This window comes from Pseudomonas sp. PB106, assembly GCF_009764645.1.
Taxonomy (GTDB): domain Bacteria; phylum Pseudomonadota; class Gammaproteobacteria; order Pseudomonadales; family Pseudomonadaceae; genus Aquipseudomonas.
The window spans coordinates 1-15,042 of the sequence record NZ_RWIM01000064.1 but is presented as its reverse complement, the minus strand read 5'-3'; the positions used below and the strand labels follow the sequence as shown (position 1 = coordinate 15,042).

11 protein-coding genes are annotated in these 15,042 nt (G+C 57.9%); 1 reads left to right on the top strand and 10 read right to left on the bottom strand.

Features of this window, described 5'->3' with window-relative positions:
* Positions 1–135 precede the first annotated feature (135 nt).
* The 6 genes from EJA71_RS08380 to EJA71_RS08355 all read right to left on the bottom strand — a co-directional run bounded on the left by EJA71_RS08380 (position 136) and on the right by EJA71_RS08355 (position 6,871).
* A complete protein-coding gene (locus tag EJA71_RS08380) occupies positions 136–945 on the bottom strand; it encodes an ABC transporter permease (protein ID WP_158955870.1) in 810 nt (269 codons plus the stop codon).
* A complete protein-coding gene (locus tag EJA71_RS08375; protein WP_371925650.1) occupies positions 935–1,855 on the bottom strand; it encodes an ABC transporter permease in 921 nt (306 codons plus the stop codon). The genes EJA71_RS08380 and EJA71_RS08375 overlap by 11 nt, the downstream gene beginning before the upstream one ends.
* Before the next feature lie 16 nt (positions 1,856–1,871).
* Entirely contained in the window at positions 1,872–2,909 is a 1,038-nt protein-coding gene (locus EJA71_RS08370) for an ABC transporter ATP-binding protein (protein ID WP_158955866.1), read from the bottom strand.
* Between the two features lie 223 nt (positions 2,910–3,132).
* Positions 3,133–4,284, bottom strand: a complete 1,152-nt coding sequence (gene ydcS / locus EJA71_RS08365) for a putative ABC transporter substrate-binding protein YdcS (RefSeq protein ID WP_158829609.1) — start codon at positions 4,282–4,284, stop codon at positions 3,133–3,135.
* An 83-nt stretch (positions 4,285–4,367) separates the two neighbouring features.
* Complete coding sequence (locus EJA71_RS08360) at positions 4,368–5,825, bottom strand: gamma-aminobutyraldehyde dehydrogenase (protein WP_158955941.1); 1,458 nt, start codon at positions 5,823–5,825, stop codon at positions 4,368–4,370.
* Between the two features lie 131 nt (positions 5,826–5,956).
* The gene (locus EJA71_RS08355; protein ID WP_007949637.1) at positions 5,957–6,871 is read right to left on the bottom strand and encodes a LysR family transcriptional regulator; all 915 of its coding nucleotides are present in this window, start codon (positions 6,869–6,871) and stop codon (positions 5,957–5,959) included.
* A 177-nt stretch (positions 6,872–7,048) separates the two neighbouring features.
* Between EJA71_RS08355 and EJA71_RS08350 the strand changes: the two genes are divergently transcribed.
* Positions 7,049–7,771, top strand: coding sequence for a tellurite resistance TerB family protein (locus EJA71_RS08350; protein WP_158955864.1), 723 nt, complete (start codon positions 7,049–7,051; stop codon positions 7,769–7,771).
* Positions 7,772–7,810: 39 nt separating this feature from the next.
* Here EJA71_RS08350 and EJA71_RS08345 read toward each other — a convergent pair whose 3' ends face one another.
* From EJA71_RS08345 to tssI, 4 genes are all read right to left on the bottom strand, one after another.
* Positions 7,811–9,001: a DUF6708 domain-containing protein gene (locus EJA71_RS08345; protein WP_256671557.1), complete on the bottom strand. Its 1,191-nt coding sequence runs from the start codon at positions 8,999–9,001 to the stop codon at positions 7,811–7,813.
* Positions 8,994–12,413 (bottom strand): toxin VasX, encoded by a 3,420-nt coding sequence (locus tag EJA71_RS08340; RefSeq protein WP_158955851.1) that lies wholly within the window; start codon positions 12,411–12,413, stop codon positions 8,994–8,996. The genes EJA71_RS08345 and EJA71_RS08340 overlap by 8 nt, the downstream gene beginning before the upstream one ends.
* Positions 12,410–13,282, bottom strand: coding sequence for a DUF4123 domain-containing protein (locus EJA71_RS08335; protein ID WP_158955849.1), 873 nt, complete (start codon positions 13,280–13,282; stop codon positions 12,410–12,412). The genes EJA71_RS08340 and EJA71_RS08335 overlap by 4 nt, the downstream gene beginning before the upstream one ends.
* A partial coding sequence (gene tssI / locus EJA71_RS08330; protein WP_158955846.1) for a type VI secretion system tip protein VgrG occupies positions 13,283–15,042 on the bottom strand: 1,760 nt, incomplete at its 5' end.

The following is a 15,042-nucleotide window of genomic DNA, read 5'->3' as shown; positions in this document are numbered from 1 at the left end:
ATTGTTCTGCCGAAACCGAACCCCTGTAGGAGCTGCCGAAGGCTGCGATCTTTTGATGTTGCTTTGAAGATCAAGATCAAAAGATCGCAGCCTTCGGCAGCTCCTACACGGGATTCGGTTAGTTCGGTTATTCGGTTATTTACCGCCGCTACCAGCGACACTCTCGCCGCCGCGCGTCAGGTAATACGCGCCAAGGATCGGCAGCATCGTCACCATCATCACCAGCATCGCGACGACGTTGGTCACCGGCACATCCCGTGGCCGGCTCAGTTGATTGAGCAGCCACAACGGCAACGTGCGCTCATGCCCGGCGGTAAACGTGGTGACGATGATTTCGTCGAATGACAGCGCAAATGCCAACATGCCCCCGGCCAGCAACGCCGAGCCGAGGTTCGGCAGGATGATGTAGCGGAAGGTCTGCCAGCCATCGGCGCCGAGGTCCATCGAGGCCTCGATCAGACTGTGCGAAGTACGGCGCAGGCGGGCGATGACGTTGTTGTAGACGATCACCACGCAGAAGGTCGCGTGGCCGACAATGATGGTGAACATCCCCGGCTCGATCCCCAGCGTCTTGAACGTCGCCAGCAGCGCGATCCCGGTGATGATCCCCGGCAACGCAATCGGCAGGATCAGCATCAGCGAAATGCCCTGTTTGCCGAAGAAGTCGCGGCGGTACAACGCTGCCGAAGCCAAGGTGCCGAGCACCATCGCAATCAACGTGGCGATGGCCGCGATCTGCAATGAAAGCTTGATCGACTCCAAAACGTCAGGCCGCGAAAACGCCACGCTGAACCAGTGCAACGTGAAGCCCTTCGGCGGAAAACTGAACGCGGCTTCCTCGGTGTTGAAGGCGTAAAGGAAGATGATCAGGATCGGAAAGTGCAGAAACACCAACCCGCCCCAGGCTGCGATCTTTAAGCCTAATGATGCTTTCTCAGAGCGCATCGAAGGCCCCCAGTCGTTTGACGATGGACAGGTACACCGCGATCAACACAATTGGCACCAAGGTAAACGCGGCGGCCATCGGCATATTGCCGATCGCACCTTGCTGCGCGTACACCATGCTGCCGACGAAGTAGCCCGGCGGGCCGACCAGTTGCGGCACGATGAAGTCGCCCAGGGTCAGCGAAAACGTGAAGATCGAACCGGCAGCAATCCCCGGAATCGACAGCGGCAAAATCACCTGCATAAAGGTTTGACGCGGCTTCGCACCAAGGTCAGCGGAAGCCTGCAACAGCGACGGCGGCAGACGCTCCAGCGATGCCTGAATCGGCAGAATCATGAATGGCAGCCAGATATAAACGAACACCATGAACCGCCCCAAATGCGAGGTCGACAAGGTGCTGCCGCCCACCCCGGGAATCCCCAGAATGAACTGCAACACGGGCTCCAATCCAAGATGCTGCACGAACCACTGCGCCACGCCGCCCTTGGCCAGCAGCAACGTCCACGCGTAGGCCTTGACGATGTAACTGGCCCACATCGGCATCATCACCGCGATGTAGAAAAACGCTTTGGTTTTGCCCGTGGTGTAGCGCGCCATGTAGTAGGCGATCGGAAACGCGACGATGGCGCTGGCGATCGAAACGACGATGGCCATGCTCAGCGTGCGCAGGATGATGTCGAAGTTCGACGGCTGAAACAGCGCGGCAAAATTGGCCAGGGTCAGGTCAGGGGTGACCTCCATGGTGAAGTCGTCAAAGGTGTAGAAACCTTGCCACAGCAGCACCAGCAACGAGCCGAGATAAATCGCGCCGAACCACAGCAGCGGCGGCACCAACAGCATCGACAGATACAGGTTCGGTTTGCGGTAGAGCAGGTTGGAAAACCTGCGCAACGGCGGCGATGCAGTCATCGCAAGCGTGCTCATGTCACACCCCACTTGCCACGGTGTCGTGCAGCGCAATCATCGCTTCCCGTGCCCACCGCGCGCTCAGGCGCTGGCCGGTCTGATGCTGCGCGCTGCTGTCGATCCACTGATTGTTGGCGTGACTGATGCTCAGGGTCTGGCCGTTTTCCAGCTTCAATTCATAACGCGTGGCGCTGCCCTGATACTGGATGTCGTGGAGCAGACCGCTGACTTCGATTTCGTGACTGGCCAGCGGGCCTTCAGCGAAACGCACGTGTTCCGGGCGGATTGAAAACGGCTGCGGATGGCCACTGATTTGGCGGGCCAGATCGCCACGAATCACGTTCGAGGTGCCGACGAATTCGGCGACAAATGTGGTGGTCGGTTTCATGTACAGATTGCGCGGGGTGTCGACCTGTTCGATGCGGCCCTTGTTGAATACGGCGACGCGATCGGACATCGACAGCGCTTCGGTTTGATCGTGGGTGACGAAGATGAAGGTGATGCCGAGTTGGCGTTGCAGCTTCTTCAGTTCGCTTTGCATTTGCTCGCGCAGTTTCAGGTCGAGTGCGCCCAAAGGCTCATCGAGCAACAGCACGCGCGGACGATTGACCAAGGCGCGGGCGAGGGCGACGCGCTGGCGTTGACCACCGGACAATTGCACCGGTTTACGCGCGCCGTAACCGCCGAGGGCGACCATGTCCAAGGCTTCTTCGGCGCGTTTATGGCGCTCGGTTTTGCCGACGCCTTTGACCTTCAAACCGTAAGCGACGTTGTCGAGCACGTTCATGTGCGGGAACAGCGCGTAATCCTGAAACACCGTGTTGACGTCACGTTGATACGGCGGCAAACCGGCCGCTTCAGCGCCGTGAATGCGGATCGAGCCGGCGTTCGGTTGTTCGAACCCGGCGATCAGGCGCAGGCAGGTGGTTTTGCCCGAGCCCGAAGGGCCAAGCATGGAAAAGAACTCGCCGTCCTGAATATCGATGGAAACCCGGTCAACGGCCTTCACCTCGCCGAACTGCCGGGAAACGTTGGTGAACTGGACTGCAAGCGTCATGGTGCGGTGCTCCGGTAAAGCGGGCTTTCAAAAAAGTCGTGTGTGCGTCGAAAAGATCGCAGCCTGCGGCAGCTCCTACAGGAGGACAGTGCCATTGATCGTTCCCACGCTCTGCATGGGAATGCAGCCTGTGACGCTCTGCGTCACCTCGTGCGAATGGACGCGGAGCGTCCGGTGATGCATTCCCACGCAGAGCGTGGGAATGAGCGGCATCGAGTGAAGGCTAGCGGCCGCCCATGATCGCGATGTAGTCCTGGGTCCAGCGGCTATACGGCACAAACTTGCCGCCCTCAGCCTGCGGGGTTTTCCAGAAGGCGATCTTGTCGAACTGGTCGAAACCGTTGGTCTTGCAACCTTCAGCACCGAGCAACTCACTCTCCTTGCACGCCGCCGGAACGGCTGGCAACGAACCAAACCACGCCGCCACATCACCCTGGACTTTCGGTTTCAGCGACCAGTCCATCCACTTGTACGCGCAGTTCGGGTGCTTGGCCTCGGCGTGCAACATGGTGGTATCAGCCCAGCCCGTAGCGCCTTCTTTCGGAATGGTCGAAGCGATCGGCTGTTTCTCGTTCATCAAGCCGTTGACCTGATACGGCCAGGCGCTCGACGCGACCACGCCTTCGTTTTTGAAGTCGCTCATCTGCACCGTGGTGTCATGCCAGTAGCGGTGGATCAGCGGCTGCTGCGCGCGCAACAGATCGAGCACGGCTTTGTACTGATCTTCGGTGAGTTGGTACGGATCCTTGATGCCCAGTTCAGGTTTGGTCGACTTCAGATACAGCGCCGCGTCGGCGATGTAGATCGGCCCGTCATACGCCTGCACGCGGCCCTTGTTCGGTTTGCCGTCGGGCAGATCCTGCGCGGCGAACACCACGTTCCAGCTGGTCGGCGCGGTCTTGAACACGTTGGTGTTGTACATCAACACGTTCGGGCCCCACTGGTACGGGGTGCCATAAGTCTGGTTGTTGACCACATACCACGGCGCGTCTTTGAGGCGTGGGTCGAGGGTGTTCCAGTTCGGGATCAACGCAGTGTTGATAGGTTGCACACGCTTGCCGACGATCAGCCGCAACGACGCATCGCCCGACGCGGTGACCAGGTCGTAACCGCCCTTGGCCATCAGGCTGACCATTTCGTCCGAGGTGGCCGCTGTTTTCACGTTGACCTTGCAGCCGGTTTCCTGCTCGAAACCAGTCACCCAGTCGTAGGCTTTATCGCTCTCGCCACGTTCGATGTAACCCGGCCACGCAACGATATCCAGCTGACCCTCGCCAGCGCCGACAGCCTTCAGCGGCTCGGCAGCTTGCAGGCTGGCACTGGCCAGCAGGGCCGTGGTGATTGCACTGAGCAGTGCGGTCTTGTGCACGAACATGGTTGAACCCTCTTCTTTAAATTATGGTCGGGGCAGCTGTGAACGCGGTGAAGCTTGCCGTTGGCGGCTTGTTATTAGCGTAGTCAGAGATGCTGGCCGTGGCGGGCCATGATGTGCCGCACCACGCTGTAGTCCTGCAGCGAATCACTGGATAAGTCTTTGCCGTAACCGGAGCGTTTCAGCCCGCCGTGGGGCATTTCGCTGACGAGCATGAAATGGCTGTTGATCCACGTGCAGCCGTACTGCAAGCGCGCGGCGACCTGCATCGCCTTGTCCAGATTCTGTGTCCACACCGACGAGGCGAGGCCGTATTCGGAATCGTTGGCCCAGTCGACGGCCTGCGCAAGCTCGTCGAAACGGGTCACGGTGACCACCGGGCCGAACACTTCGCGTTGAACGATTTCATCGCTCTGTTTACAACCCGCGAGCAGTGTTGGTTGATAGTAGAAACCGGCGCCGGAGTGCACCGCCGCACCGGTGACCCGCTCAATGTGCGGCTGACCGAGGGCGCGCTCGACGAAACTGGCGACACGGTCGCGCTGACGGGTGCTGATCAGCGGGCCAATCTCGTTGTCGGCGTCACGTTTGCCCGCAAAGCGCAGGCTGCTGACGGCGGCGCCGAGTTCGGCGACCAATTTGTCGTGAATTCCGGCCTGCGCGTAGATCCGGCAGGCGGCGGTGCAGTCCTGCCCGGCGTTGTAGTAACCATAGGTGCGCACGCCGTCGACCACGGCTTGAATATCGGCGTCGTTGCAGACGATTACCGGGGCTTTACCGCCGAGTTCGAGGTGCGTGCGTTTCAGGGTTTTCGCCGCGGCCTGGAGGATTTTCTGCCCGGTGACGATATCGCCGGTCAGCGAGACCATGCGCACTTTGGCGTGGCCGACCAAATGGCTGCCGACGCCTTCGCCGCCACCGCAGATGATGTTGATGACCCCGCGCGGGAGGATTTCAGCCAGCGCTGGCGCCAAGGCGAGGATCGACAGCGGCGTGTGTTCTGAAGGTTTGAACACCAGCGTGTTGCCGGCGGCGAGGGCCGGGGCGATTTTCCACGCTGCCATCATGATCGGGTAATTCCACGGCGCAATCGAAGCGACCACGCCAATCGGATCGCGGCGCACCATGCTGGTGTAGCCCGGCAGGTATTCGCCGCTCAACTGACCAGTCTGGCAACGCACGGCCCCAGCGAAGAAACGAAACACATCAACGGTCGCGGTCAGATCGTCCTGACGCGCCAAGTGCAGCGGCTTGCCGCAGTTCAGCGATTCAAGGCGGGCGAGGTGGTCGGCGTGTTTTTCGACGGCGTTGGCGATGACCAGCAGCAGGTTTGAACGTTGCTGCGGCGTGGTGCGCGACCATTCGGCGAAGGCGCGGTGGGCGGCGAGGATGGCGGCTTCGACTTGCTCGGTGCTGGCCTCGGCGATGTGCGTGAGAATTTCACCGGTAGCCGGGTTGATAATCGGCTCGACGAAACCTTCCCCGGCGACCAATTCGCCATCGATCAACAACGCGGTACACATCGGGGTTTGCGCGCCAGCCATTTTCCGCGATCTCTTTTCTTGTGTGGCCATTGTTGCTCCCTTGATCCGGGAGCCGACCGTCTTATAGATGCAGCAAGACTAGTGCGCGGCTCCGAGGTCGACAAATTCTAAATACTGAAGGCTGCGTTCGATTAAATAGATGGCTTGCGCCCGCCGTGAGGTTGCTCGCGGGCCACGGTCAGAAATGGATCGACCAGTGCCGGGCGTGCGGTCCCCCGGCGCCAGGCCAAGCCGACGTCGAGGGTCTGGTTGAGGTCGGCGATGGGCCGCGCTTCGATGATGTCGCCCTCCAGTGACCAAGGGCGATAAGTCATGTCGGGCTGTATCGACACGCCCAAACCGGCGGCGACCAGACTTCGCACGGCTTCGGTGGACGCGGTTCTCAAAGTGATCTTCGGTTGCAGCCCGGAACCGCGCCAGAAACGCTGGGCGTTGCGATCCATTTCATCAACGTTCAGTTGAATCAACGGCTCGCGGGCGACGTCGGCGAGGTTGATGCTGTCGTGCTCCAGCAAAGGATGCTGGGCTGGAAGCCACAGCCGATGCGGCGAGTGGGTCAGCACTTCAGTCTGCAAGGCGTGGCGGTCTTCGAGGTTGGAGAGGATCAACACGCCGACATCGATCTCGCCGCTGACCAGCAGATGTTCGATGTAGGGGCGCTCATCTTCCATCACGCGGATTTCGACATTGGGATAGGCGCGTTGAAATCGCGTGAGCAGATCCGCGAGGTAATAACCGGCGACCAGGCTGGTCACACCGACGATCAACTGCCCGGCGACCTGATCGGTGCTCTGCTGAAGGCTGCGTTTGGCGTTGTCCACGGTCGCCAGAATCAGGTGCGCCTGACGTAGGAATTGATGACCCTGATGCGTAAGGGTCATGCCCTTGGCGTGGCGGCTGAACAGGCTGACGCCGATTTCTTCTTCCAGTTGCTGGATCGCCAAGGTCAGGGTCGATTGGGAAATGAACGCGGTTTGCGCGGCGGCGGAGATCGAGCCGGTCTCGGCCACGGCGATAAAGTGACGAATCTGACGCAGGGTCATCATGACAAGGGTACCCAGTGGGCGGTTTTTATAGATTGGCCTGAGTGTATATCTATTTTCGCGAAGGGCCTGTGTGGGCTGAGCAACATCTGGAAGCACACTCGCAGGCCGGTCACGGGCACTTTCGAACTAGGCTGGAGGCCTTATAGATCCGGATAACCCCTGTTTTGGAGGCGGAACATGAACACCCGTGGATTGCTCGATCAACTGCTCAAATCCGGCCAGGATCTGCTGCAGAACAAGGCTGGCGGAACGCAGAACAAATCGGCTGCCGGTGGCTTGGGCGGATTGCTAGGCGGCGCTTCTGGTTCCGGTGGCCTCGGCAGTCTGCTGTCAGGTGCAGGTGGCGGTGCATTGGCGGCTGGCGCAATGGGCCTGCTGCTCGGCAACAAGAAAGTGCGCAAGGTTGGCGGCAAAGTCGCGATCTATGGCGGGCTCGCAGCACTGGGCGTGCTGGCTTACAAAGCCTACGGCAATTACAACGCACAGAAAGGCACAGCCCCACAACGCGAACCGCAAACCCTCGACCGCTTGCCACCGGCACAAGCAGAGCAACACAGCCAGGCCATTCTCAAAGCACTGGTCGCAGCCGCCAAGGCCGACGGCCACATCGACGACCGCGAACGCCAACTGATCGAAGGCGAATTCACCAAACTCGACAACGATCAGGAACTGCAACAATGGCTACACGCCGAACTCAACAAACCCCTCGACCCCACCGACGTCGCCCGCGCCGCGAGTACGCCAGAGATGGCGGCGGAGATGTACATCGCCAGTGTGATGCTGGTGGACGAGGAGAACTTCATGGAGAAAAGCTATCTGGATGAACTGGCTCGGCAACTGAAGCTGGAGCCGGGGTTGAAGGTGGAGTTGGAGAAGCAGGTAAGATTGGCGACTGTCTGATATCGGTCGTCGCCTGCGAGTGCTGCTGGCGCGGATGCCTCAGAGCAATCCAGTGGCCTTGCAGGCTTCGACGAACGTTGCGCCTTTCTTGTCCATGGCGGTCTTGACCAGTTGATTGGCTTTCACCAATGCAGCGCTGGGCTTGGCCCATTGCTCGGGTGGCAACGGCTGAGACCATGTTTGCACTTGTTCCGGAAGGGTCGGCCGACCTTTGCGATGCGCCCATTCGGCGAGCATGTAAGGCATTTTCCAGAAGCTCAGCACGCGCCACATGTACCAACGACGCAGTGGCCAGTAGGATTTTTTCGAGTAACCGTAGTGCTCGCGTTGCTCGGGCGTCAGTTCATCGCCGCCCTCGTCCAGCGAACCCATTGCGCGCGCGTCTTCGCGTTCGATTTCAAAAGTGTGCAGCCCTTCGTACGGTTTAAGCCGATCTCCGGTGGGAATTAGACCTAAAGCCTTGAGCATCGGGTTTGGAACATCGACCAATTGACCGTCTTCCATATAATTACGAATCGACGTCCACATTCCCAGAGCGTGTGCGTCACTGGGCTGTGGCAGCAGGATGAACTGCACTTTGTCCTGCTCTTCATCCTCCAGACCCATGCCGAACGTGTATTGACGAGTAGCGCCGTAACTGGTGACGCCTTGGGTGTTGGAAACCCAAGCTACGACGCTTTCCCAAGGCACGATCAGGACACGATGGGTTTTGCTGTCGACGTAGCAGACTTCGCGGCGTTGACGGTTGAAACGGACGGGGTAGGTTTTTGCTGCTTTGAATACGCCGGAGAACATTCCGTAAGCGTAAGCACCCAGTGGAATCAGCAGGAGGAGTGATCCTGTGGCAAACACTTGCAGAAAGCCTGTAACCGTGTCGAGAAAATCTCGATCAATACCGGGCGGCTGAAAGGTACAGAGCCAGATGGATATAAGTACAGGTGCTATGAACGCCGTACTTATCATCATCCATATTCCAGCCGCCAAGATTTTTCCTTGCTCGACCATTCCCCAATTGTTACCCCCTAGCTCTAGAAAGCTATCGTTCATTTCAGAGAAATTACGGCGAGATGATTGGGGCTGGCCTGTATAAACCGGCAAGGGCGACAGAAACAAAGTCTCGCTCAATGCTTTTACGCGTATTTCCCCAGCGTGAGGTCGCTGGTTTCGAATATCCAGCTGGGATTCGGCAGTCAGAGGTTTGTCTTTACGTTTGAAGAGATTCTTAAACATCGATAGTCGCCAAGTCTTCTTTTCTGAATAGTATGAATTGAGACTTGCTCGTTTTTACTGGGAAATTGTCAATGGACTCAACTTTAAACACACCTTTTGTGGGCATAGGCGCATAGGGGGCACCAGTGATGTGCCAATCCTTTACTTCAAAACAGGTCTGGTGCATGACGTCTCGTTCGGCCTCCAATTGATATGCAATGTTGAAAGCCATGGCAAAATTCTTGTTCTGCAATAAGTCGCTGATTGGTAAGTGGAGTGTTAATGCTTCCTTTCCCTTGCTAGCGATTACGAGCCGTGTAACCCAAGTTTCAGTACAGTTTTTCCAGCGTAGAGGAAAAGGTCCCGCACCGATTTTTTGGTGTGTGGTATCGAGATATCTCTCGTACAACTGTAGTTGCAATTTTCGACTGTCCATTTCCTCTGTGCTGACTCCCGGCATTACCAGCTTCAGATAGGTTTGCTTTTTTTCATTTCGAATCATTTCGCATGTTGGTTTTTGTACCACTTTCGCCAGTTCATTCCACTCATCTTGAAAGCTTCGGTTCTCGGTCTCAGATCCCCATACACTGCTTTTCATCCATTTCTGCAGATCGTCTAAATTGAAGTAGTTGTAAAGACCTTCTCCAACCAGTTGCAGGGCTGTAGCGATCAAGCCTATCAGGTTGGCGCGAGCTCCGATGGCTAAAAGGCGAGGGCTGGCCTCTGCCCATGCAAGAGCTCGCAACTCGGTCGGTGCCTTCATAATGTTTGTGGCGATGGTCCCCGTATGCTTGGCCGCCCAGGTATTTGTACCAACCAATATTCCATCACCTGCGATTTGCATCGTTGTGGCGCCCAAACTCTTATAGTCTCCTTGTGCCAGAGCTTTACCCCACTGAAGAGAATGTTTGCCGAGATCAATTGCTGCAGCTGCCATTCCAAATCCGAACGCCCCCAATCCCGCGATGCCGCTCCAGCGGCCTAAGCGACTCATCGTGTTCAATTTTCCTGCGGCACTCTCCATTTGCTCGATATGCGCTTGGAAAATGGTGACGGATAATCCTTGGACTGACGCAAAACCTGCAGACGACATCCCTATGAATGATTCAAAGGCCGTAAATTTCTCAGATGCGGTAGTGGTTGTCTTTGTTGCAAGAGAACTCATCGCCTCTATGAATTTCTGCCCCTGAATCACAAACAACGCAAACGCAATCCCATCCCCCTTCGACTTCATGGCCCCCGCGAGCGGCTTGTTAAAAGTCCCCGTAGCGCGGAAGTCTCGTACCGTCCTGCCCATCTCCGCGCGCAACTGCGGGTCCAGTCCGTCGATCACCGTACCGATTTTCGCCGGACCGTCGGCGCCTACCGTCAAGGCGTCGCTGAGCCTTTCTTCCAATGGCAGAAGCGAGCTTTTGATCTGGGTAATTTGTTGGTTGTAGTGCACTAGTCTGTCCGGATTGCCCGAGCCGCTGGATTGCAGAGACAGTTCGCGATTGCGCAGCTTGTATTTTTCCTTCAACTGACTGCGCAGTTCCAGCGCCTGATCGCGGGCGACGTTGAACGCTTTGATTTCAGCGGCGGATGCCCCTCGCAGCGTCAGTCCCTGGCGGGAGAATTCGCGCAACAACTGCAATCGTGCCGGCGCGCCGATCTTGCGGATGTAGCTGTTGGGGTCGATGGTCTGCGCGCGCGCGAAGGCGTCGTGAGCTTTGTCCAGCTGGTCGGCAATTCTCATCTGCCGAGCCGGGTTATAGGCTTCGTCCAGCATGCTTTGCATGCCCATGAACTGAGTGTTCAATTTGGCGTAGTTGGGCAGGCGCTTGGTCATCAGGCTGTGGAACTGATTGGTCAGCACGTTGACGTTGGCCAAGTTCTCCTTGGCGGAAATCACGTTGATTGAGAAACTGCTCAAGTCCGCAAGTTTTTTGGCTACGTCGACTTGTGCGGCCAGGGTCAGGGTGTCGAGCCCGGGCACGACGGTCAGCAGATTGGCTTCCATGTAGGCCGCAAGTTTTGCGACTGCGGCAGGATCTGCACACATTGCGGCGACACAGACGAATTCGGTTTCCAGACGATGCTTGATTTGCGCATCGAGTTTGAAATCGTAGTACCAGGCGGCGCCGTGGAAGTAGCCACCGGTAAACATCGTGAGGCGGTCGTCACGGATATTCTGCAGGCGGGTGTGCCAGTGACTGAGCAGCATCTGCTGCTTTATGACAAAAGCTTCCATTTCAGGCCTGTTGATCAGGTCGTCAATGCCACGCTGGCCAAGTTCTTTACCGTGCAGTGTCTGCCAACTCTGCAAGCTCAGTTTGTTGATCGTGTCGTAATGCTTGCGATGAAGCTCTTGCCCAAGAGAGTCCGTCATATCCACGTAGGCACGGGCGTAGACGTTGACTTTCGCCGCTCTTCGCCAGTGTTCTTCTGTACCAAACGGGCCCGGATACTTGTGATCGCGACGTACTTTCAGAAACTCGTAGATCTTCGATTGTTGTTCTTCGTTGGTTTCATCCTTCAAGGCCTTGATCGCTGGGTCGGTTTGACTTAGCGCTTCAAGGCGCGAACTGTTGACGTCATACAAGGACTGGATATAGGAACCGGTGAGGTACTGTGCCTGGCACTGGTCATCTGAGCTCCATTGCTCAATCCAGTCCGCCACTTTCAACTGCGCATTGGCGAGATCACGCATGACGCCGATGTCGTCGCGCAGTACGAGAAACAAGTAATCATCCTTGTACGGGCCTTGCACATTACTGGTCAGACTTTCAATCGTGGTTTGCTTGAAGAGCGGCTGATCCTCCCAATGATAAGCCACGCCTTCCTGCTGATTTGAACCCTCTGGTTTGGCATCGGATCGAGACTGATCTTCCTTGACCTCCGCCAGCCAACTCTGCGCCTGCTGCTTGCTCAACAAATGCTCGCCACCCTTTTCCGGGCAGGCGCTTGCCAGTTCGAGCTGCTGCATCAAGCGCTTGCGTTCATCCTTGGAGTTGAGCACTTGCGAGCATTTGAAGGCCGTCCACTGAATCTCGGAGTAGCTGGCGTACAAGGTGTGTTGGCGCGTGAACACCAGATGCGGCTCACCGACCGAACTGGTTCGGGTGTCGCCCGACACTTCCTGACTGTTCCACAGCAGTTTGGTGATCTGGCCTTTCTCGATGCGGTATTCGTGCAGATAATCGGTGGTGCCATTGACGATGTACAGATAACCGTCGCGCAGCAAGCGAATGCCCAGCGGCTGGCTCTTGGTTTTATACGGCATCGACAGCTCGGAAGCCGGGTCAAGGTGCTGAACCAGACCGTAGCGCAGTGGCAGCAGTTGCACTTTCTTGTTCATCAGCGGGCATACGCCCATCGGCACACGAGTGTCCTTGGACGGCTTGGCCAACGCGGCAGTATTGGCACTGGGTTTTGGTGGTTGTTGAGCAGTCACGATTGGCTTCCTTGTCGATCAGCAGCACGGCGTTCGGCCAGTTCTGCAGCGCGTGTCACGCGTTTCAATGGTGATTCAGGTGACGATTGCGTCAGTAGCTGAACGATGTCGGGATGATCAGTGACCGGTTCACCAGCGAGATAACCGAAAACGTTCGCGTAAAGGGTGATTTCCTGTTCGGACGCAAAACTCTTTTGATAGGCATCATCCGCGAGTGCTTGCGCATACGGGCGTCGAACTTCAGGTGCAAATGTCGCCATGAAGTTCGCGAAGTAAGTATGCAAGTGTTCATTCAGACCTGAGACGAAGTTACGAAACTCGACTTCACCCAACGCGGTGAGTTCCTGATCCGTCAAGCGATAGGTTTCCGGTTCAGCCATGGCGGGCTCAGGGCGGGCATGTTGCTGCCAGTTGATTTCAACGCCGTCGGGCAGGCAGACATGGCTGACCGGGCCGAACCAGCGCGCGCTGCTGTTTTTTTCAGCCAGCCCAAATAGCTGATGCATGACCGCCGGATCCGCAATGCGCGGCATGACTTCCACGCCGCTCGGGTGTTCCACGCTTAGCAAGTGGCGCCAATGCCCCCATAACGCATGCGCATCGACGTCGCTGAAAAGCAGGTACCCCCACTCCTCGGATGCACGCTCTGTGAAGTACGCCAGGAGCGGATCGCCGGCGCCCTTCAGCGCGATCAAATAGGGCGAAATATCTGCCAGGTCCTGCCAGCGAGTGGACTGGTACAGGCTGTAGGCCTGGTTGTCCCACTGAAATAATTGCCGCGCAAGATTGGGCACGCTGACGCCGTCCAGCAGCAGATAGGCTGGGGTTTCCCATGGCAGGTCATTCGGGAGTGGCGGTAGCTCGATCATTTACTTTGCCTCCGTTTGCGCGGCCAGTTTGGCGGCTTCGCACACCGCACAAATCGGCTTCTTCTGCATCAACGCCTGCCGCTGCGCCGGCACCAGCAACTGCCCGGCCTTATCCGCATCTGCCTGTTTCAACACCCCCGGCAACAACGGCGCGGCGCCGGTGCCGCTCCCCGGACTGCCACCGGAATTCATATTGATCACCGGCCCGCTCATGGTCACGCCACCGGCATCGATCTTGATAAAGCTGCCACCGCCGATCAGGGTCAGCTCTGCGCCGGCTTCCATCACCACTTTCATGCCGCTGCTGAGGTGGATTTCCTGGCCCGCGTCGATGAACTGGCCGGTGCCGATCTTGATGTGCTGGTTAACGCCGACGGTGAGGTGGTCGTTGGCGCGGGCTTCGACTTTGCGGTCTTCGTAGACGGTGTGGTGTTCTTCGGCTTTGAATTCGCTGTAGCTGTTCTGCTCGACGGTGTCGTGGCGTTCGTTGCCGACGCGGATTTTCTGGTCGTGCTCGATGTTTTCGTCCCAGTCGCGCTGGGCGTGCAGGTAGATCTGCTCCTGACCTTTTTTGTCTTCGATGCGCAGTTCGTTGTAGCCGCCACCGCCCATTGAGCTCAGGGTTTTGAAGGTGCTGCGGGTCTTGTTCGCCGGCAGTGCATACGGGACGGTGTTTTCCTTGTGGTACAGGCAGCCGCTGATCAGCGGTTGATCGGGGTCGCCCTCAAGGAAGGTCACCAGCACTTCCATGCCGATGCGCGGGATGGCGATGCCGCCGTATTGGGCGCCGGCCCAGGCGCTGGAGACGCGCAACCAGCAACTGGTTTTGTCGTCGGCCTGGCCTTCGCGGTCCCAGTGGAACTGGACTTTGACGCGGCCGTATTCGTCGCAATGGATCTCTTCGCCTTTCGGGCCGGTGACCACGGCGCTCTGGCTGCCGAGGATGCGCGGTTTCGGATGGCGCAGGGGCGGGCGGTTTGGCACGTCCCACGGCGTGGCCTGGAAACGGTTGCGGTAGCCCTGGTGGAAATCGTCTTTCAGCGCGGTGGTGTCGCTGGTCACCGACTCTTCGAGGACTTGCGGCTGCTTGCCTTCGTGGTGGACTTCGGTCAGCAACCAGAGGTCGTTCCACTTGGCTTTCGGGTGCGCGGTGAGGGCGAGGAAATGGCCGCTGACCAGCAACGGCTGATCGCTTTTGCCTTCAGCCAACTGGAAGTCGCTGCGATGACGTTCGAGGGCGCGTTTGGCCAAGTGTTTGCCGCGTTCGCGGTCGATGAAACGCCCCGGGTAGTCGTAGTCTTCGAGGTCGGGCAGGGCGTCGCCACGGTTTTCGCTTTCGAGGGTGATGCGTGGTTTTTCGAAATCGTAATCGCGGCGGGTGGTGCGGCTGGTGCGGGTTTCCAGGCGCAGGTCGAAGCGCTTGATCACCGGGTCGCTGGCGACCATGCCGGAGTCTTGCTGGTAGGCCACTGGCGCCAGTTTCGGGAACACCGTCTGGTCATCGCCGAACACCAGTTTGTGCGCGGTGGCGCTGTGCTGGAAGTGATAGTGAATACCTTCTTCCTCGCACAGGCGCTGGATGAAGTGCAGGTCCGACTCATCGTATTGCACGCAGTAGATGCGCTCGGGATAAATCGAACCGGTCTTGAATTCGTAGGCGTTGCTTTGGATGCCGTGCTCTTCGAGGACCTGGCCGATGATTTTCGGCACGGTGAGGTTCTGGAAGATGCGTTGATTGACGCGGTGCGCCAGGTAGGACA

Coding starts and splice junctions, on each gene's coding strand:
- EJA71_RS08380 (WP_158955870.1), bottom strand. CDS start 945: ATGCGCTCTGAGAAAGCATCATTAGGCTTAAAGATCGCAGCCTGGGGC.
- EJA71_RS08360 (WP_158955941.1), bottom strand. CDS start 5,825: ATGGCTGGCGCGCAAACCCCGATGTGTACCGCGTTGTTGATCGATGGC.
- EJA71_RS08355 (WP_007949637.1), bottom strand. CDS start 6,871: ATGATGACCCTGCGTCAGATTCGTCACTTTATCGCCGTGGCCGAGACC.
- EJA71_RS08375 (WP_371925650.1), bottom strand. CDS start 1,855: ATGACTGCATCGCCGCCGTTGCGCAGGTTTTCCAACCTGCTCTACCGC.
- ydcS (WP_158829609.1), bottom strand. CDS start 4,284: ATGTTCGTGCACAAGACCGCACTGCTCAGTGCAATCACCACGGCCCTG.
- EJA71_RS08370 (WP_158955866.1), bottom strand. CDS start 2,909: ATGACGCTTGCAGTCCAGTTCACCAACGTTTCCCGGCAGTTCGGCGAG.
- EJA71_RS08335 (WP_158955849.1), bottom strand. CDS start 13,282: ATGATCGAGCTACCGCCACTCCCGAATGACCTGCCATGGGAAACCCCA.
- EJA71_RS08345 (WP_256671557.1), bottom strand. CDS start 9,001: ATGTTTAAGAATCTCTTCAAACGTAAAGACAAACCTCTGACTGCCGAA.
- EJA71_RS08350 (WP_158955864.1), top strand. CDS start 7,049: ATGAACACCCGTGGATTGCTCGATCAACTGCTCAAATCCGGCCAGGAT.